Source organism: Brevundimonas sp., from assembly GCF_051858995.1.
GTDB lineage: Bacteria > Pseudomonadota > Alphaproteobacteria > Caulobacterales > Caulobacteraceae > Brevundimonas.
In genome coordinates this window covers 53,996-73,109 of sequence record NZ_JBHYGN010000002.1, presented here as the reverse complement: position 1 = coordinate 73,109, position 19,114 = coordinate 53,996, and the positions used below count along the sequence as shown (strand labels likewise).

The following is a 19,114-nucleotide window of genomic DNA, read 5'->3' as shown; positions in this document are numbered from 1 at the left end:
GAAAACTCCTTGCGGACCAACGGTCCGGAAATAGTAGCTTTCGTTAGAATACCATTCTTGTCGAAGAAGGCGAGGGCTTTTAGTATCCGTTTGAAAGCGACGCCGAAGATGGCGCGAAACGGGAGGATTACCGATGGCAGACCACACCGCTCCAGCGCTCGATTTCGACGGCCTGCGCCCGCCCAGCCCCTTCCTGACGGAGCGGCACGACGCCTGGCGGACTCAGCTTCGGACCTTCGTGGATACGCATATCGCCCCCAATCTGAAGGACTGGGACGCCGCCTCCGACTTCCCCGACAGCCTCTATGTCGAGGCGGCCAAGGCCGGCATCCTCGGCATGGGCTTCCGCGAGGATCTCGGCGGCACGGGCGAGGACATCGACCTGTGGGACCGCATCATCTTCGCCGAGGAGTTCTTCCGTCTCGGCTCCGGCGTCGTCTTCGCCGACCTGGCCACCCCGTGGATCGCCCTGCCCCCGATCATCTCGGGCGGCGCGCCTGAGATGCTGGAACGCGTCGCCAAGCCGGTGCTGGCGGGCCAGAAGAAGATCGCCTTCGCCGTCACCGAGCCCGGCGGCGGCTCCGACGTCTCGGCCTTCACCACCACCGCCGAGCGCAAGGGCGACGTCTTCGTCGTCAACGGCGGCAAGACCCTGATCTCGGGCGCCATGAAGGCCGACTTCCTGCTGACCGCCGTCCGCACCGGCGGCCCCGGCATGGGCGGCCTGTCCATGCTGCTGATCGAGACCGACCGAGCGGGCGTCAGCCGCGGCCCGGTGCCAGGCCTGGAATGGTACAACCGCAACAACGGCTGGCTTCAGTTCGATAATGTCGAAGTCCCGGTCACCAATCTGATCGGGGTCGAGAACCGCGGCTTCGCCGGGCTCGCCGGCCAGTTCAACATCGAGCGGTTCAGCGGCATCTCGGCCACCCTTGCCATGGCCCGCACCTGCATCGCCGAGGCCATTTCATTTGCCCGCGAACGCCAGACCTTCGGCAAGCGGCTGATCGACCACCAGTCGATGCGCCACAAGATCGTCGAGATGATCCAGCGGTTGAAGGCGTCCTACGCCCTGCTCGACATCCTCGTCTGGCGCTTCCAGCGCGGCGAGACCCCGGTCGCCGACCTGGCCCTGCTCAAGGTCCAGGCCACCACCACGCTCGAGCACTGCGCCCGCGAGAGCCTGCAGGTCCTCGGCGGCCGCGCCTACACCGGCGACAACCGCGTCGAGCGCATCTACCGCGAGGCCCGCATCTTCGTCATCGGCGGCGGCTCCGAGGAGATCCTGCGCGACCTCGCCGCCAAGCAGATGGGCTTCTGAGCAAAAGAAGAGGGCCCCGGCGTCAGGATCACGCCGGGGCCCCAAGGCTCAGGAAAACGCAGCGTCTTCAGAAGTTGCGACGCAGGGTGATCCCGTAGGTGCGGGGATCACCGAGGAAGGCCGAGTAGGAGCCGGCCTGGAAGGTCGCCGGGATGATCCGGCGGTAGTAGTCCTTGTCGAACAGGTTGCGGGCCCACAGGTCCACCGCCCAGTCGCCGCTCTCATGGCGCAGCGAGAAGCGGGCGTTGGCCACCGAGAAGGACGGCTGCACCCGGTTCGGATCGAAGCCGCCGGTGAAGAACTCGGAGCTGTAGCGGTTGTCGATATAGGCCACCCCGGTCAGGTCGCCCGAGATCGGGAACTCATAGGTCACCGAGGTCACGTTCACCCAGTCCGGCGACTGCTCCATCTCCTTGCCGGAGTAGGTCGAGTTGCCGGCGTTGGTCGGATAGTAGGCGTCGGTGTAGCTCAGGCCGTTGGTGATGGTCAGGCCCGGCGTCGGACGCCAGGTCACCTCCAGCTCCGCCCCTTCCGAGATCGCCTCGGACAGGCTGCGCACCACGAAGTTCACGCCGGTGTATTCAATCAACTGGAAGCCGCTGAACTTCTGATGGAAGATCGCCAGGTTGGCGGTCAGGCTGCGGTCGAAGAACTCGCCCTTCAGACCGAACTCATAGGCGTCCACCGTCTCTTCCGAGAAGGCCAGATCGCGGGCGTTCGGCGTCGCCGGGGTGGTGAAGCCCGCGCGGTCGAAATTGTAGCCGCCCGACTTGTAGCCGCGCGAGTACGACAGGTAGCTCGTCAGCGTCGGCAGGAACTCATAGGAGACGTTGAAGGTGCCGGTGACCGCGTCCTCGCTGCGCGAGTCCGTGTCGCCCGCCGGGTTGAAGCGGGTGTCCCAGAACGGGGCGCAGAAGCGGGTGATGCCCGGCGCATCCGCCGTCGCCACCGCGCTGTCGCACGCCGGGTTGAAGTTCTGGCCCCAGAAGTCGATCGACTTCTTGTTGTTGGTGTAGCGCAGGCCCGCCGTGACGCTGAGCTGGTCGGTGATGTTGAAGATGTTGTGGGTGAAGACCGAGATGTCCCGCCCGCTCTGTTCGCCCACGCCCCGCGCGCCGTCGCCCGGCGTGAAGGCCGCCAGCGTCGTCGCCTGGAAGGTCGCGGCGCCGCCGTAGATCAGCGGATAGTCCGCGCCCATCCGGTAGGCGGAGTCATTGCGAACGTCCTCGTCCGAATAGTAGGCGCCGACCAGCCAGTCGACGATGCCGGTCGTCCCCTGCAGGCGGATTTCCTGGGTGAAGACGTCGAAATTCTGGTGCAGGCCGTCCGGGGCGAAGAAGCCCAGATCCGCGCCGGAGTGGTCGAAGTCCTGCGACCGGGAGGCTTCCCAGCTGCGGTAGGCGGTGACCGAGGTCAGATCCGCCCAGCCCAGGTCCCAATTGGCCTGGGCCGAGAAGCCCCAGTCGTCGATGTTCTCGGAGTTGACCCGGCCGCTGCTCTTGGAGGCCTCGCGGTCGAACGGATTGGTGCTGGTGTAGCCCACGTCACCGCGCGTCCCGGCCAGGGTGTTGACCAGACCATAGGTCGGGCCCGCGATGGCCAGAACCGCGACGCAGCAGTTCTCTTCGCGCTGGGTGTAGTCAGCGCTGAACATCCACGACAGGGTGTCCGACGGCTCCCAGCGCAGTTTGGCGCGGATGAACTGGCGGTCCAGATTGTCCAGCGTCTCCTGGCTGTTGGCGTCCGGATAGAAGCCGTCGCGGGTCTCGGAGCTGCCTTCGACGCGCAGCGCCGCATTGTCGCTCAGGGGCAGGTTGATCGCTCCGGCAACCCTCATGTTCGAGAAGTCGCCGTAGGTGCCTTCCATCCGTCCTTCGACGCCGGAGAAGCTGGGCGCGCGGGTCACGATGTTGATCAGGCCCGAGGAGGTGTTGCGGCCGAACAGGGTGCCCTGCGGCCCGCGCAGGACCTCGATCCGCTCCAGATCACCTAGCTCGGACAGGGCCACGCCGGTGCGGGCGCGGGTCACCCCGTCGATGACCACGCCGACCGAGGACTCCAGGCCCGGATTGGTCGAGGTGGTGCCGATGCCACGAATGCGGATCGACGAGTCCGCGCCGCCGCCGGGGGTCTGGAACTGGACGCTGGGCGCCAGGCCCGTCAGTTCGCGAATATCGGAGACGCCCGAGTTCTGAAGCTGTTCAGAGCCGATGGCGGTGACGGCCACGGGCACGTCGATGAGCCGCTCTTCCCGTTTGGTCGCTGTGACGATCACCTCGTCCAGCTGGGTCGCGTTGTCTTGCGGCGGTGTCTGCGGCGCTGTCTGGGCCCACACCGGCGTCGCGCCGAGAGAAGCCGCCAGAAGCAGTGCGGATACGCTGATCGAACCTCGAATGTTCACGCCCTATCCTCCCTTGAGCCCCCGTTTAGCCGAGGTGCTTCAGCGCTAGGTGTAACTTGCGTATTCAGACTGTCAAATAGCTTTTGTAATCAGACCGACTTCCGTGCTTCATTGCCGGACGACCGCGACAGGGGCGCCGGAACGGCTTTCGCAAGCCCGCCCCGAACCCTGACGCTGGATCGAGCAGACCGGAAAACCGGCGCAAGAACAGGGAGTTGAGACGAGTCCATGGAGACATCGGCGACACGTCACAGCGATCGGACCGGACCGCTTCAGCGGCCCGCGATGCGGTGCGACATCCGCTCCCCGTCGGGCGCTTCGGCTGCTCCTAGTCACTTTCACCTTAAGATTGATCGCTTGACCGGACCTCGCCGATGACCAGTACGACGTCGCCTTCCCAGCCCCGGATATGGCCGCACCCCGCATGGGGCTGGTTCGCGGTCGCGGCCCTGATGGTGGCCTACACCTCCAGCTTCATCGACCGCCAGATCCTCAGCCTGCTGGTCGAGCCGATCCGGTCGGATCTGGGCATCAACGACACCGAGTTCAGCCTGCTGGCCGGCCTGGCCTTCTCGCTCTTCTACACCCTGATGGGCGTGCCGCTGGCGCGACTGGCGGACCGGGGAAGCCGTCGCTGGATCATCTTCTTCGGCATCATGGTCTGGAGCGTGATGACCGTGATGTGCGGTCTTGCCAACAGCTTCTGGGCCCTGTTCGCCGCCCGCGTCGGCGTCGGCATCGGCGAGGCCGCCCTGTCACCCGCCGCCTATTCGATGATCTCGGACTACTTCCCGCCCCGCATGCGGGCGCGGGCGCTGGCGGTCTATTCCATGGGTCCGTACATCGGCGCCGGTCTGGCCCTGATGATCGGCGGCGGCGTGATCGACATGATCGCCCGCCACGGCACGCTGACCCTGCCCTTCGTCGGTGAACTGGCGCCCTGGCAGCAGACCTTCGTGCTGGTCGGCCTGCCCGGCGTGCTGATCGCCGCCCTGTTCCTGATCGTGCGCGAGCCGCCCCGTCATGGGCTGGTGAAGGCGGATCCGAAGGCGGGCGTGCTGAAGTTCATGTGGGCGCGCAAGAAGACCTTCTACGCGATGATCATCGGGTTCTCGATCTTCGGCATCGCGGGCATTTCGTACCTGGCCTGGATTCCGGCGGTGCTGATCCGCACCCACGGCTGGGACGCCTCGCAGGTCGGCTTCACCTACGGCGCGGTCCTGCTGCTGGCGGCGACGCCCGGTGTCCTGATCGGCGGCTGGCTGAGCGACTTCCTCGCCGCACGGGGCCGCAAGGACGCGCCGCTGTACGCCGCCATCATTGGTCTGGTGTGCAGCATCCCCTTCGCCATCGCCACGCCTCTGTTCACCGACGTTCGCTGGACGGTGGCCTCGCTGGCCGGCTTCAGCTTCTTCGCCGGCGTGATGAACAGCCTGCCCGCCACCTCGCTGCAGTCGGTGTCGCCGAACCAGTTCCGGGCCCAGGTCACCGCCATCTACTTCCTGATCGGCAACCTGATCTCGCTGGCGGGCGGCCCGACCATCGTGGCCGCGATCAGCGACGCCCTGCTGGGCGGATCGCAGAAGATCGGCCTGTCGTTGGCCATCGTCAGCGGCGTCTGCATCACCCTGGCCTCAGCCATCCTGATCAAGACCCTGCCCCATTTCCGCGCCAGCGTGGACGAGGCCCAGGAATGGCAGGGTGGCCACTGATGGGCGCGTTGAAGCTTCCGTGGTTCGATCCGAAGCCGCCGACGGCGGACGAGTGTGTGATCCCTCGCCTGCTGGATCGCTACGCGTCCGAGACGCCGGACAAGGTCTTCATCCGCTATGAGACCGGCGAGACCTGGACCTGGGCCGAGACCCGCCACAAGGCGCTGGAGACGGCCGCCGCCCTGCAGGAGCGCGGGGTGAAGAAGGGCGACATCGTCGCCGCCTGGGCGCCGAATTCAGCGGCGCTGGTGCGGTCGTGGTTCGGGGCCAACGCCGCCGGCGCGGCGCTGGCCCCGATCAACACCAGCTTCCGCGGCAAGCTGCTGGAGCATGCGATCCGCAAGACCGGGGCGACGATCCTGATCGTCCATCCCGATCTGGTCGAACGACTGGAGGGTCTGTCGCTGGGTTCGGTCCAGCGGCTGATCCTGACCGGCGAGGCCAAGGGGCCGATCAATCTGGATGTGGCGATCGAGCCCGTCTCGGCCCTGTCCGGCGACGCCTCGACTTACACCCCTGTGCCGTCCGATCCGTGGGATGTGCCCGTGGTGATCTTCACCTCCGGCACGACCGGGCCGTCGAAGGCGGTGCTGACCTCCTATGTGCAGGAGTGGACGACCGGCAAGGTGACCTACGGCTATATGCACGGCGGCGACCGAATGCTGGTGAACCTGCCGATGTTCCACGTCGGCGGCATCGCGGCGATCACGGCGGCGGTGTCCTGCGGCGGCTCGGTCGCCCTGTTCGAGGCCTTCGACACCCGCCGCTTCTGGGATGTGATCCGCGAGACGGAATCGACGGTCTGCAGTGGCCTGATCGGTGCCCTGACCGCCTTCCTGATGAAGGAGCCGCCAAAGCCAGACGACCGGGACAATCCCCTGCGGATGGTGACCCTCGCCCCGATCACCGAAGACACGGTCGCGCTCGCGGACCGGTTCGGCTTCGACTACATCTCGGGCTTCAACATGACCGAGGTGTCGGGGCCGCTGATCTGCGCGGTGAACGAGACGGTGATGCGCTCCTGCGGCCGCGCCCGCGAGGGGATGGAGTGCCGGATCGTCGACGCTTTCGACAATGAGGTGCCGCACGGTCAGCCCGGCGAACTGGTCATCCGCGCCGACAATCCCTGGACCCTGAGCCACGGCTATCTGGGCGATCCGGAAGCGACCGCCGAGGCCTGGCGCAACGGCTGGTTCCACACCGGCGACCTGATGCGGCGCGACGAGGAAGGCTGCTTCTTCTTCATCGACCGCAAGAAGGACGCAATCCGTCGCCGGGGCGAGAACATGTCCTCACTGGAGATCGAGATCGAGGTCTGCGGCCACCCGGCGGTGCGCGAGGCGGCGGCCTATGGCGTGGACCTGCCGGGCGGTGAGCAGGAGGTGATGGTCGCCGTCGCCCCCATCGCCGGGGCGACCATCGATCCGAAGGAATTGGTCGAATACCTGATCCCGCGCATGACCCATTTCATGGTGCCACGCTATGTGCGGGTCGAGGCGGAACTGCCGAAGACCCCCACAAACAAGATCCAGAAAACGGGCCTGCGGGCCGAGGGGGTGACGGCGGAAACCTTCGATCGGGAGACCGCCGGTCTGTCCGTTCGCAGACAGAAGCTATCGACCGCTTGAATCCCGTTCGGCGAGACCGCTAAGACAAGCCATGGCTTCCCAAGGCGCGCCGAAGACCCGGCTGGTTCCCAAGAGTTCCCTGAACCGGGCGCTGAACGCGCTCGGCGACCGCTGGAGCCTGCTGATCGTGCAGGAGGCCTTCCTCGGCGCGACCCGGTTTGAGGAGTTCCACGAACGGCTGGGCGGCGCGCGCAGCACCCTGTCCAGCCGCCTGCAGGCGCTGGAGCGCCACGGCATCCTCGAAAAGCGCCCGCACAAGGATGAGGGCGCGCGCATGGCCTATCACCTGACGCCGCGCGGGCTGGACCTGTTCGACAGCATGATCCTGATGTGGGGCTGGGGCGTGCGCTGGGGCGTGGCCGGTCGCCGCGCGCCGACGGTCTTCATCCACTCGGTCTGCGGCAAGCCGATGCTGCCCGAGGTGCGCTGCTCGTCCTGCGGCGAACTGATGACCCTGCGCAGCTGCAGCTTCGTGCCCGGCCCCGGTCAGGGGATGGAGAAGCTGCCCGTCCAGCGCATGCACCGCAAACGCCAGCCGACCGACACGACCCCGGTGCTGGAGCTGGTTGACCTGCTGGGCGACCGCTGGACCGGGCTGGTGGTCAGCGTCCAGTATTTCGGCATCCACCGCTTCGACGAGATGCAGAACCTGCTGGGCATCGCGTCCAACATCCTGACCGACCGCCTGCGCACGCTGGAGAACGCGGGCATCTTCGAGCGGCGGCTCTATGAGATCACCCCGCCCCGGTACGAGTACCGGATGACCAAGAAGGGGCTGGATCTCTATCCCCACGCCCTGACCATGCTGAACTGGGCCGAGACCTGGCTGAAGGACAAGGCTGGGCCGCCGGTCCGCATCCGTCACGAGTGCGGCGCGGCCTTGGCCAGCGAGGTCGATTGCAGCTGCTGCAAGGGCCGTCTGAAGATGGCCGATGTGCTGCTGAAGCCCGGCAAGGGCCACACCATCACCTGATCGTCGGAGCGCTCGCGAGGACGTGAAAGTCCGCGTTTGAAAGCGTCGTTCACGTCGCTTGCATAAACAAACTTATGCCCCTAGCGTTCTTCCAACGACAAAACGGGAGAGACGCCATGGGCGAGCATATGAAGGTGGTCGAGGCCATGATGGCCGCGTGGAAGAAGCGCGACGTCGAGGGCTTCATCGCCACCCTGTCCGACGACATCGAGTACCACTGGCACCCGACGAAACGTCCCGCCATCGGCAAGGACAAGATGCGCAAATTCCTGTCCAACTACGAGCAGGGCTTTGACCAGCAGGAGTGGCGGATCGTGCACTCGGCCGAGGCCGGAGAGGTGCTGTTCGTCGAGGGCATGGAGGTCCTGGTCGACCGTTCGACGGGCGTGAAGATGGACAATCCCTTCGTTCAGGTCTTCGAGCTGCGCGACGGTCTGATCCGCCGCATGCGGGACTACTATGACACCTCGCAGGTCCATGCCCCGGCCAAGCCGGACGCCGCCAAGGCCACGGCGTGACCGCGCCGATCGAACGCCTGCGGGCGTTGATGGACGTCTCGGGACGTCGCGACAAGGCGGCGTTCCTGGACGCCTTCGACCCGGCCATCGAGTACCACTACCACGTCGGCACCCGGCCTCTGGTCGGCATCGAGTGGGTGGAGAAATTCATCACCCGCTACTGGGCCAATCACTCCCGGACCGAATGGGTCCTGACCAACTGGGCGCAGAACGACACCCAGGTCCTGACCGAGGGCCGAGAGGACTACGTCAACGCCGACGGCGTGAAGGTGTCCCACCCCTATATGGGCATCATCGAGTTCGGGCCGGACGGCAAGATCACCGCCTGGCGCGATTATTTCCAGATGAAGGATCCGGCGGCGACCTGATCTTCATCCTCGGGATTGACCCGAGGATCGGACTTTCCGTGTTGATGGAATGGAAGAGGGCGCACGGTCGGTCGTGCGCCCTCTTTTGCATCGTGCAGGTTGAACGTCTCGTCCTCGGGTCGAGCCCGAGGATGACGGGTCAGTGGAGTAGGCGCTCCGCGCGAAGCTGGCTGCGCCGCACCTTGCCGGCGTCGTCGCGCAGGCGTTGGGCGGTCGCCTCGAAGCTGCGCGGCTGTTTGTAGCGGGCGATGCGGTCGGCGAGAAAGGCGGCCAGCGCCACCTGGTCCAGTCGCCCGTCCGCCGTCTCGACGATGGCGTGGACCCGCTGGCCGAGATCATCGTCCGGCAGGCCGATGACGACGCTGCACTGGACGCCCGGGAAGGCGTCGATGGCCGCCTCGACCTCGGCCGGATAGACGTTGGCGCCGCCCGACAGGATCATGTCCACGCGCCGGTCGGCGAGGAACAGATAGCCGTCCGCGTCCACCCGACCCAGATCACCCAGGGTCTCGAACTCGCCCACCGCCTTCGGCTCGGCGCCGAGGTAGCGATAGGTCGTCCCCTGCCCCCGCAGCGGTCGGAAGAAGATTTCGCCGACCTCATCCACGTCACACGCCGAGCCGTCCGGGCGCAGCACCTGCATCTCATAGCCGGGCAGGATGCGTCCGACCGAGCCGGGCTTCTGTAGCCACTGGACGCCGTTGATGCCCGTTCCGCCCATGGCCTCGGTGCCGGTGTAGAGCTCCCACACCGTCTCCGCGCCGACCCAGTCGATCCACGCCTGCTTCAGCCAGGGCGGACAGGGGGCGGCGATGTGCATGACGGCGTCGAGCGAGCCGATGTCGTATTTCGCCTTCACCGCGTCCGGCAGGGCCCAGATACGGTGCATCATGGTCGGCACCTGGAACAACCAGCGCACCTTGTGCCGCTCGATCAGGCGCAGGGCCTCCTCGGCGTCGAAGCGGGGCATCAGGACCACATGCAGGCCCCAGCCCATGGCGAAGCAGGTCATGCCGAAGGGGGCGGCGTGATACAGCGGCCCCGGATTCATCAGCACGTCGCCTTCCGGCAACATGCCGAGCAGGGGCTTGTCCGGATCGGCCACGCCCGGCGACATGTCGACGATGACCTTGGGCCGCCCGGTGCTGCCGCCCGAGGCGATGGCCTTCAGATGCGGCGCGATCTTCTCGGGCAGGGGGCTGTCGTCCGCCGAGGCGTCGAAGGTGTCGGCCTCTGCATGGGCCGGCGTGTCGCCCGCCTTCGACGCATCGTTGATGACCACCAGCCGGGGCTTGAGCAGGTCGAGGATGCCTCTCAGTTCGGCGGCGGGCAGCTTGTGCGACAGGGGCGCGGGGGTCGCCCCCAGCGCCCAGACGGCGAAGGCCAGTTCGAGGAAGGCGGGGCTGTTGGGCAGGGCGATGGCGACGAAGTCCCCCGCCTGAACCCCCAGCCGCTCCAGCGTCCGCGCCCGGCGGTTGACCCGCGAGGCCAGCGCCGCGCGGGTCAGGGTCGTGCCCTCGAACGACAGGGCCGGAGCGTCCGGGTCGCGCGCCGCATGGATGTCCAGCAGGGCGCCCATCCCCCGCGGCGTCATCTCGCCGATCCCGGGGGTGGACATGACGCGGGGGGTGGCGGGCCTCTTCACGCGGCCTCCGATCCGGCTTTCTTCGGCGGCCAGGGGATCAACGAACTGGTCCGGGCGATGTACTCGGCATAGCCTGGGCGCTGGTAGGTGAGGCGTTTCTCATACGACGGCCCGCCGCTGTATTTGACGAACATCAGCAGCAGCAGCAGCGGCCCGGCGATGGAGACGATGCCCAGCAGCCCCGTCTCGGCGGCCACCAGCCACAGGCCAAACCAGACGCACAGGTCGCCGAAATAGTTCGGGTGGCGGGTGTATTTCCACAGGCCGCTGGACAGCACCTTGCCCTCGTTGGCCTTGTTCGCCTTGAAGCGGACCAGCTGGAAGTCGGCGGTGCTCTCGAACAGGATGCCGAAGACCACCAGGCCGGCGCCGACCCAGCCCAGCGTGCCGACGGCGGCGGGCGTGGCGGACATCTGGCCCAGTTGCACCGGCAGGCTGACGGCCCACAGGATCGGCGCCTGGAACATGAAGACCAGACGCCAGGAGGCGACCGGGAAGCTCCAGCCCTTGGTCTCCTGCGCCCGGCTCAGCATCTTCACATAGCGCCTGTCCGGCCCATGCGAGCGCCAGCGCCACAGGATGTAGAGGCCCAGCCGCAGGCCCCAGGCTCCGGCGAGGATCAGGATCAGTTGCATCCGCTCCGGCGAGCCCTCGGCCTGGAAGAAGGTGGTCACGGCCATGAAGGCCAGCCCCAGCGCCCACCAGGCGTCGACGAAGGTGACGTCCTTCAGGGCGCAGCCGATGGCCCAGAGGATGACGAAGGAGGCGATACAGACCCCCAGATTGATCCCGAGGATCGTGGCGATCTCCTGAATGCCCGGCATTGAACTTCCTCCCCCGTATTGTTCCGCCGGCGCCTAGCGGCCGGTCGATGGTTCCCTGACGAAGACGGCCTTGGCCATCTGGCGTTCCAGCCCCTTGGGATCACGCGCCATGGCGGCGCGCATCTCGATGGCGAAGCGGTCGGTGTCGATCTCGTCCGTGCCGCGCGTGATGCCGCGCATGGCGGCGCGGGCGATGTCCTCGGGCGCCTCCTTGGCCCCCTTCACATGCGAGGCCATGCGGGTGTCGACCGAACCGACGATCAGCGAGGTGACGCTGGTCCCCTGCCCCGCCAGCTCGGCGCGGATGCAGGTTCCGGCGGCGCGCATGGCGAATTTCGACGGGCTGTAGCCCCCCATGTTCGGCGCGGCGAGAATGCCCCCCACCGACAGCACGTTCAGGATGGCGCCACCGCCGTTGGCCTTCAGGATCGGGGCGAAGGCCCGGGCCATGGCCAGGGGACCGAAATAGTTGACCTCCATCTCCTCGCGCGCGGCGGACATGTCATCGGCGCCGATCAGGAGCTGGTTGTTGAAGGCGCCGGCGTTGTTGACCACGACCGACACGTCGGGACAGGCGGCGGCCGCCGCGGTGATCTGGTCCGGCTTCGATACGTCCAGACCCACGGCCACGACACGGCCGGGGAACTCGTCCTCAAGACGCTTCGCCGACGCCGGATCGCGGGCGCCGGCGTAGACCTTCGCCGCCCCCTCCTGTAGCAGAACGCGAACGAAAGCCTCGCCGATCCCGCGATTGGCGCCGGTGACGATGGCGACGCAGCCCTGAACTTCCATGACCGGACCTCAGGCGGCGGCGGTGTAGAGGATGTCGTCGGGCTTCTTGGCCCCGCGACGCAGTTGGGTCGGATCATTGGTGATCGCCCCGCGCGCCCAGGTTTCCGAGATCTCGTGCTCCTCATTCCACTCCCAGCACATGGTGCGGCGGAGGATGCGCCACTCGTCGCCGCGCTTCTCCATCTGATCGACGCAGCGGGCCAGGGTGCGGGTGTCGAACCATTCGCCCTTCACCTTCAGGCGCGAGGCGGTGAGGATGTAGCATTCGGCAAGGGCCGAGTTCGGCCCCTTCAGTTCGATGACCATGTTCATGGCCAGGTGGTTCATCAGCCCGGCCTTGGGCAGGCGCTCCTTGACCACGGCCACCCATTCCGACGCCGGGCCGTTGAAGGTGCCGCCGTGATCCTCCCAGCCGTCCGGCCAGTAGGCGCGTTCGACCAGGGCCTCATCCCCACGATCACAGCCCCGCAGGAAGAGCAGCAACACCTCCTCGATCGCCTTCTTGTCGAGCAGCGCCTGCACCTCGGGATCACGGTCAGCCATGGGGTCGTCTCCTCGGTCTTGTTTTTAGTCTTTGAATGAAAGTTACATGACTTTTGTTAGCGGGCAACCCGCCAGCATCAGAGTCTGAGCAATCCCGGCGGCGCCGCGACCACGCGCGGAATGGCGTCCAGCACCATGGCGGCGACCGCGAACTGCTCCGGCTTGGTCCGCACGCCTTCGGGCGCGGTGTCGACCAGATCCATGGCGATCTTCAGCCCCGGAAGCCCATCGACCTCGATCTGCCAGTGGGGTTTTCCGGCGAAGGCCGGGTCGGTCGGATCCATGATCCAGTTGACCTCATGGGTGAGGCGCCGGACGCCGGCGGACAGGCCGTGGACCCGCCAGGTCGTCGCCGCCACGGAGCCCTGCGGGATCACGCCCGCCGCCACGGTAAGGTCCTGCCGCGCCAGCCGCAGTTCATGGTCGGATTCATAGCCGTCCAGCGTCAGGCCGATGCGTTGCGCCAGCCCCTCCACGCTCTGGGCGAACATCCGGTCGAAGGTCCGCGCCAACGGGCCGTCAACCAGATCGATCACCTTGGGATCAGCCCCGAAGCCCAGGGCGCCAAAGACGTATTCCGGGTTTGGAACCGTCGTGCAGTCAATGATTTCCCGGGTCGCAACATTGCGGTGCGACAGGCACAGGCTGACCGCATTGGCCGCCATCCGCTCGGCCACCCAGCCCGGATTCACCCCCGTCCCCGCCAGGGTCGCGCCGCCCTTCAGCGCGCTGTCCGACAGGCCGGCGGCATAGTCCGCGCCGAGCGCACGCGGCTCGAAGTAGTTGTTGATCGAAATGACGCTCTTGCCCGACTCCAGCAGGCGCCGGACGTCAGCGTCATGCCCGTCATAGGGGTCCGACAGCATAGGGCAGTGCACCACCACATCCGCGTCCAGCGCCAGGATGTCCTCGATGGCGCGGGTGGCGATCACCCCCGTCGGATCGCGCCGCGCGATCTCGCCCGCATCCCGCCGCGCCTTGCCCGCGCCATAGACGAACAGACCGACCAGATCGAAGCGCGGATCGTCGATCACGGCCCGCAGGCAAGCCCGCCCCATGGAGCCCGTCGCCCACTGGATCACGCGGATCGGTCTGGTCATGAGAAGCGGCTTCCGTGACTTTCGATTCCGAACCGATACGCCTTTAGTCCAGAAACGCAAGCCAGTTGCCAATCACCTCCGCTTGTCTAGTATGTTTACGAAAGCGACGATCGGAGCGCTTGGGAGGATGTCCGATGGCCGAACCGCCGTTCCTGCAAGCCGTTATGAAATCGATGAATTTCTACGGCCGCTTCGCGCCCTCCTTCACGCGGGTGGGCTATGTCGCCCGAGGCCTGCCGTTCCGCCCGGTGCGCGCGGACTACACCGGACAGCTCTGGCTGATCACCGGCGCGACCGGTGGATTGGGCCGCGCCGCGGCCCTGCGGGCGGTGCGCAAGGGGGCCACGGTCTACGCTGTCGGACGCAATGTCGCCGCGCTCGAGGCGCTGCAGGCGATGGCCGCAAACGCCCCGGGCCGGATCGTCCCGGTGATCTGCGACCTGTCCTCGATGAGGACGGTCTCGGAGCTGACCCGACGCCCGGAGCTGGCCGGGCTGAAGTTCGACGTGCTGGTCAACAACGTCGGCCTGCTGATGCGATCCTATGAGGCGACGGCCGAGGGGCTGGAGACCTCCTACGCGACCAATCTGCTGGGCCACTACATCCTGACAGAGCGGCTGCATGACGACGGGATGCTGACGCCGGGAGCGGCGATCATCAACGTGGTGTCGGGCGGGCTCTATAATCTGCCCCTGAGCAAATCGGTGCTGAATATCCCCGAGGAGCGGTTCAACGGCTTCGCTGCCTATGCCGCGCACAAGCGGGCGCAGCTGGCGCTGGCCGAGCACTGGCGGGCGACCTTCGCGGACATCGGGGCGAAGACCTATGCGGTCCATCCCGGCTGGGCCGATACGGCGGGGGTGAAGACCTCCCTGCCCAAGTTCCGCAAGATCCTGGCCCCCATCCTGCGCAATGACGATGAAGGGGCCGACACCATCGACTGGCTGGCGGCCACGCGGCCGACCGAGGTGGTTGACCAGATCTGGTTCGACCGGAAGCCCCGGACGGCCCACGCCTATCCGCACACCCGCAATCCGAAGACGCAGATCAGCGACGTGGTGGCCTTCCTGGATCGCGACCGGGAGCGGCTGGTCGGCTGATCCGGTGGACCCGGCGGCGCCGAAGCCGCATGCTCCGGCGTGATGGTCGAATCGCCCCCCTTCGAGGCTTACGAATTCTTCGCCGGCGGCGGCATGCTGCGGGCGGGGCTGGGCGACGACTGGACCTGCACCTTCGCCAATGACATCGACCCGCAGAAGGCCGCCTTCTATCGCGCCAACTGGGGCGGCGAGGAGCTGGCGGTCGGGGACATCGGCGCCCTGACGCCCGCGGACCTGCCCGGACAGGCGGACCTGATGTGGGGCTCCTTCCCGTGTCAGGACCTGTCGCTGGCCGGGAATGGCGCGGGGCTGGGCGGCAGCCGCTCGGGAACCTTCCACGCCTTCTGGGGCCTGGCCAGCGGGCTGGTCCGCGAAGGACGAGGCCCGAAGATCGTGGCCATCGAGAATGTCTGCGGGGCCCTGACCTCGCGCGGCGGACGGGACTTCGAGATCCTGTGCCGGACCTGGAACGAGGCGGGCTACGCCTTCGGCGCGCTGGTGATCAACGCCGACCGGTTCGTGCCGCAGTCGCGGCCCCGGCTGTTCGTGGTCGGCGTCCGGGGCGATGTGCAGATCGATCCGGCCCTGCTGGCGAGCGGGCCGGAAGGGCCATTCCATCCGGTCAGTCTGCGGCGGGCGGTGGAGCGGCTGCCCGCGGATCTGCGCAGCCGGGCCCTGTGGTGGCGACTGCCCGAGCCGGAGGCGGCTCCGGCGGATCTGGCCGCGCTGACCGAGACGGATGGGCCGCATCTGGAGTGGCATAGTCAGGCGCAGACGGCGCGGCTGCTGGAGCTGATGTCGCCGGTCAACCGGGCCAAGGTCGAGGCGGCCCGGGCGGCGGGGACGCGGCAGGTCGGAGCCCTGTACCGGCGGACGCGCAAGGACACCGAAGGGCGCAAGGTGCAGCGGGCCGAGGTGCGGTTCGACATGGCCGGCTGCCTGCGGACGCCGGGCGGAGGCTCGAGCCGCCAGACGCTGGTGGTGGTCGAGCACGGGCGCATCCGGTCGCGGCTGATGACGGCGCGGGAGACGGCCCGGCTGATGGGGCTGTCGGACGACTATCGCCTGCCCGGATCGTACAGCGCGGCGTGCAGGCTGACCGGCGACGGGGTGGCGGCGCCGGTGGTGCGACACTTGGCGCGGTGGCTGTTCGAGCCGCTGGCCGGGGCCGGAGAGACGGCCCGCCGGGCCGCCTGATCCCCCCGCTTGCCAAACCGGACGGCTGGCGCAACATGTGGCCAAACAGCGATCTGGGGAGGTCACCAATGAAAATCGCGCTGACGGCCGCCGCGGCCCTCATCCTGGGGGCAACGCCCGCCCTGGCCGAGGACTGGCACGCCTACTCGAGGACAGCGACGCGGGCTTATCTGGCCGATGTGGCCAGCATCGCCACCGTGGACGGTGTGACCACCATACAGTCGGCCTCGGTGCCGATGACCGGGGCGGCGAGCGAGACCGGCCACACCCAGACCATCTACCAGTTCCAGTGCGACGCCGGGAAATGGCGGACCGCCGGAGAGAGCGAATACGCCGCCGACGGGACCCACGAGGACTATCCCGAGGAGGGCGCCGCGTGGGAGACGCTGCGCCCCAACACCATCCCGGACTTCATCAAACAGATCGCCTGCGACGGCTCGCGCTCCAGCACCGCGACCTTCCCGACGATCCGGGCCTTCCTGGACGCCGGGCGGCCTTAACCGCCCGGCCTTCGCCCCTTACGCGTCGACCGCGGCGTCGAGGGCGTTTTCCTGGATGAATTCGCGGCGCGGTTCGACCACGTCGCCCATCAGCTTGGCGAAGAGGTCCGAGGCCTCTTCCTCATGCTCGACCGAGACCTGCAGCAGGGTGCGGGCGTTGACGTCCAGCGTGGTCTCCCACAGCTGCTCGGGGTTCATCTCGCCCAGACCCTTGTAGCGCTGGATGGCGATGCCCTTCTTGCCCGCGTCGAGGACGGCCTCGAGCAGGTCGAGCGGCCCCCGGATGGTCGTGGACTTGTCCTTGCGGCGGAAGATGGCGGGCTGGTCGAACAGACCCTCGAAGGCGGCGGCGCGTTCGGCCAGACGGCGGGCGTCCTGCGAACGGATCAGGGTCTCTTCCAGCACGATCTTCTCGGAGACCGCGCGACGAACACGCTCGAAGGCGATGGCGCCCTGGGCGCCCGGACCGCCGGTCCACGCCCCGTCACCTTCCTCGGCGAAGAGGTTGAGGCGCTCGGCGGCCTTGCCCAGGTCGCCGCCGTCTTCGTTGAAGACACCGGCCAGGGCCGATTGTTCGATGGCGAAGGCCGGGGCGCGCTGCGACAGGCGATCGACACCCGCCTTGAAGGCCTTGGCCTCGCGCACCAGAGACTGCAGGTCCAGGCCGGTGCGGCGCTCGCCGGACGGCAGGTCCAGTTCGGCGTCGGACGAGCCTTCCTCGATGAGGTAGGCGTCCATGTCCGCCTGGTCCTTGAGGTAGCGCGACTGCTTGCCCTTGGAGACTTTGTAGAGCGGCGGCTGGGCGATGTAGACGTGCCCGCGCTCGATCAGCTCCGGCATCTGACGATAGAAGAAGGTCAGCAGCAGGGTGCGGATGTGGGCGCCGTCGACGTCGGCGTCGGCCATGAGAATGATCTTGTGGTAGCGCAGCTTGTCGGCGTTGAAGTCGTCACGGCCGATGCCGGTGCCGAGCGCCAGGATCAGGGTGCCGATCAGTTCCGACGAGAGCATGCGGTCGAAGCGGGCGCGCTCGACGTTGAGGATCTTGCCGCGCAGGGGCAGGACGGCCTGGTTCTCGCGGTTGCGGGCCTGTTTGGCCGAGCCGCCGGCGGAGTCACCCTCGACGATGAAGAGTTCGGACTTGGCCGGATCGCGTTCCTGACAGTCAGCCAGCTTGCCCGGGAGGGAGCTGATTTCCATCGCCGTCTTGCGGCGGGTCAGGTCGCGGGCCTTGCGCGCGGCCTCACGGGCGGCGGCGGCCTCGATGATCTTGGAGACGATCAGCTTGGCCTCGGCCGGGTGTTCCTCGAACCAGGTGGCGAGGCCTTCCTGGCAGAGGTTTTCGACCGCGGGGCGGACTTCGGACGAGACGAGCTTGTCCTTGGTCTGCGAGCTGAATTTGGGATCGGGAACCTTGACCGAGAGGACGCAGGTCAGGCCCTCGCGGGCGTCCTCGCCCGAGACGGAGACCTTCTCCTTCTTGGCGGCGCCGGCGCTTTCGATATAGCCGCCCATGACGCGGGTCAGGGCCGCGCGGAAGGCCGACAGGTGGGTGCCCCCATCCCGCTGCGGGATGTTGTTGGTGAAGCACAGCATGGTCTCGTGGTAGCTGTCGTTCCACCACAGGGCGAGGTCCAGCTCGATGCCGTCCTTGCGGCCACGGACGGTGATGACGTCCTTGAGCAGAGGCGACTTGGACTTGTCGAGGTGGCGCACGAAGGCTTCGACGCCGCCCTCGTAGTGGAGGATTTCCTCGAACGGCTCGGCGTGACGGTCGTCGCGCAGCTTGATGACCACGCCCGAGTTCAGGAAGGCCAGCTCGCGCAGGCGGTGCTCCAGCGTCTTCAGGTCGAAGTCGATGTGCGAGAAGGTGGTCAGCGAGGGGAAGAAGGTGACCTGGGTGCCAGTCAGCAGTTCGCCCTTCTTGGCGCCCTCGGTGCGGACCGGGGCGTCGCCGGTGACGGCGAGGCTGACGACGGCGTCGCCGCGCTCGAAGCGCATCTCGTGGCGTTTGCCGTCGCGGAAGATGACCAGCTTCAGCCAGTCGGACAGGGCGTTGACGACCGAGACGCCGACGCCGTGCAGGCCGCCGGAGACCTTGTAGGAGTTCTGGTCGAACTTCCCGCCCGCGTGCAGCTGGGTCATGATGACCTCGGCCGCCGAGACGCCTTCCTCGGCGTGGATGGCGGTGGGGATGCCGCGGCCGTTGTCGGTCACGGTGACCGAGCCGTCGGCGTTCAGGATGACCTCGACCAGATCGGCGTGACCGGCCAGGGCCTCGTCGATCGCGTTGTCGACGACTTCATAGACCATGTGGTGCAGGCCCGAGCCGTCGTCGGTGTCGCCGATGTACATGCCGGGACGTTTGCGGACGGCATCCAGGCCCTTGAGAACCTTGATGGAGTCGGCGCCGTATTCGGCCGGGGCGACAGCGTCGTCGGGGGTCTGATCGGTCATCAAATCGGTCGGTGAAGCGGCCCCGTTGAGGACCC

At 67.3% G+C, this 19,114-nt stretch carries 16 protein-coding genes; 9 read left to right on the top strand and 7 right to left on the bottom strand.

Going from position 1 to position 19,114, the window contains the following annotated elements; translation table 11 throughout:
* Positions 1-133: 133 nt before the first annotated feature.
* Positions 134-1,321 carry an acyl-CoA dehydrogenase family protein gene (locus tag ACTIEF_RS03055; RefSeq protein WP_439470727.1) on the top strand — a complete coding sequence of 396 codons (1,188 nt, stop codon included), beginning with the start codon at positions 134-136 and terminating at the stop codon, positions 1,319-1,321.
* 67 nt (positions 1,322-1,388) lie between these two features.
* Here ACTIEF_RS03055 and ACTIEF_RS03050 read toward each other — a convergent pair whose 3' ends face one another.
* Complete coding sequence (locus ACTIEF_RS03050; protein ID WP_439470726.1) at positions 1,389-3,722, bottom strand: TonB-dependent receptor; 2,334 nt, start codon at positions 3,720-3,722, stop codon at positions 1,389-1,391.
* 374 nt (positions 3,723-4,096) lie between these two features.
* On the opposite strand from ACTIEF_RS03050, the gene ACTIEF_RS03045 reads away from it, so the two are divergent.
* The 5 genes from ACTIEF_RS03045 (at position 4,097) to ACTIEF_RS03025 (ending at position 8,921) form a co-directional block, all read left to right on the top strand.
* Positions 4,097-5,434, top strand: coding sequence for a spinster family MFS transporter (locus ACTIEF_RS03045; protein WP_439470725.1), 1,338 nt, complete (start codon positions 4,097-4,099; stop codon positions 5,432-5,434).
* Complete coding sequence (locus ACTIEF_RS03040; RefSeq protein ID WP_439470724.1) at positions 5,434-7,062, top strand: AMP-binding protein; 1,629 nt, start codon at positions 5,434-5,436, stop codon at positions 7,060-7,062. Before ACTIEF_RS03045 ends, ACTIEF_RS03040 begins: the two co-directional genes overlap by 1 nt.
* Before the next feature lie 31 nt (positions 7,063-7,093).
* Entirely contained in the window at positions 7,094-8,035 is a 942-nt protein-coding gene (locus tag ACTIEF_RS03035; protein WP_439470723.1) for a winged helix-turn-helix transcriptional regulator, read from the top strand.
* A gap of 116 nt (positions 8,036-8,151) precedes the next feature.
* Entirely contained in the window at positions 8,152-8,553 is a 402-nt protein-coding gene (locus ACTIEF_RS03030; RefSeq protein ID WP_439470722.1) for a nuclear transport factor 2 family protein, read from the top strand.
* Entirely contained in the window at positions 8,550-8,921 is a 372-nt protein-coding gene (locus ACTIEF_RS03025; RefSeq protein WP_439470721.1) for a nuclear transport factor 2 family protein, read from the top strand. Before ACTIEF_RS03030 ends, ACTIEF_RS03025 begins: the two co-directional genes overlap by 4 nt.
* A gap of 139 nt (positions 8,922-9,060) precedes the next feature.
* On the opposite strand, the gene ACTIEF_RS03020 is transcribed toward ACTIEF_RS03025, so the two are convergent.
* From ACTIEF_RS03020 to ACTIEF_RS03000, 5 genes are all read right to left on the bottom strand, one after another.
* Positions 9,061-10,566, bottom strand: coding sequence for an AMP-binding protein (locus ACTIEF_RS03020; protein ID WP_439470720.1), 1,506 nt, complete (start codon positions 10,564-10,566; stop codon positions 9,061-9,063).
* Positions 10,563-11,390 carry a DUF1295 domain-containing protein gene (locus tag ACTIEF_RS03015; RefSeq protein WP_439470719.1) on the bottom strand — a complete coding sequence of 276 codons (828 nt, stop codon included), beginning with the start codon at positions 11,388-11,390 and terminating at the stop codon, positions 10,563-10,565. The genes ACTIEF_RS03020 and ACTIEF_RS03015 overlap by 4 nt, the downstream gene beginning before the upstream one ends.
* A 33-nt stretch (positions 11,391-11,423) precedes the next feature.
* On the bottom strand, positions 11,424-12,182 hold the full coding sequence (locus ACTIEF_RS03010) for an SDR family oxidoreductase (protein ID WP_439470718.1): 759 nt from the start codon (positions 12,180-12,182) through the stop codon (positions 11,424-11,426).
* A gap of 9 nt (positions 12,183-12,191) precedes the next feature.
* Positions 12,192-12,725, bottom strand: a complete 534-nt coding sequence (locus ACTIEF_RS03005; protein ID WP_439470717.1) for a nuclear transport factor 2 family protein — start codon at positions 12,723-12,725, stop codon at positions 12,192-12,194.
* Positions 12,726-12,802: 77 nt separating this feature from the next.
* Positions 12,803-13,825 carry an NAD(P)H-dependent amine dehydrogenase family protein gene (locus tag ACTIEF_RS03000; protein ID WP_439470716.1) on the bottom strand — a complete coding sequence of 341 codons (1,023 nt, stop codon included), beginning with the start codon at positions 13,823-13,825 and terminating at the stop codon, positions 12,803-12,805.
* A 134-nt stretch (positions 13,826-13,959) separates the two neighbouring features.
* On the opposite strand from ACTIEF_RS03000, the gene ACTIEF_RS02995 reads away from it, so the two are divergent.
* From ACTIEF_RS02995 to ACTIEF_RS02985, 3 genes are all read left to right on the top strand, one after another.
* A complete protein-coding gene (locus tag ACTIEF_RS02995) occupies positions 13,960-14,925 on the top strand; it encodes an SDR family NAD(P)-dependent oxidoreductase (protein ID WP_439470715.1) in 966 nt (321 codons plus the stop codon).
* A gap of 42 nt (positions 14,926-14,967) precedes the next feature.
* Entirely contained in the window at positions 14,968-16,122 is a 1,155-nt protein-coding gene (locus ACTIEF_RS02990; protein WP_439470714.1) for a DNA cytosine methyltransferase, read from the top strand.
* Between the two features lie 68 nt (positions 16,123-16,190).
* Positions 16,191-16,622: a surface-adhesin E family protein gene (locus tag ACTIEF_RS02985; RefSeq protein WP_439470713.1), complete on the top strand. Its 432-nt coding sequence runs from the start codon at positions 16,191-16,193 to the stop codon at positions 16,620-16,622.
* An 18-nt stretch (positions 16,623-16,640) separates the two neighbouring features.
* Here ACTIEF_RS02985 and gyrB read toward each other — a convergent pair whose 3' ends face one another.
* Entirely contained in the window at positions 16,641-19,079 is a 2,439-nt protein-coding gene (gene gyrB / locus ACTIEF_RS02980) for a DNA topoisomerase (ATP-hydrolyzing) subunit B (RefSeq protein WP_439470712.1), read from the bottom strand.
* Positions 19,080-19,114: the final 35 nt, after the last annotated feature.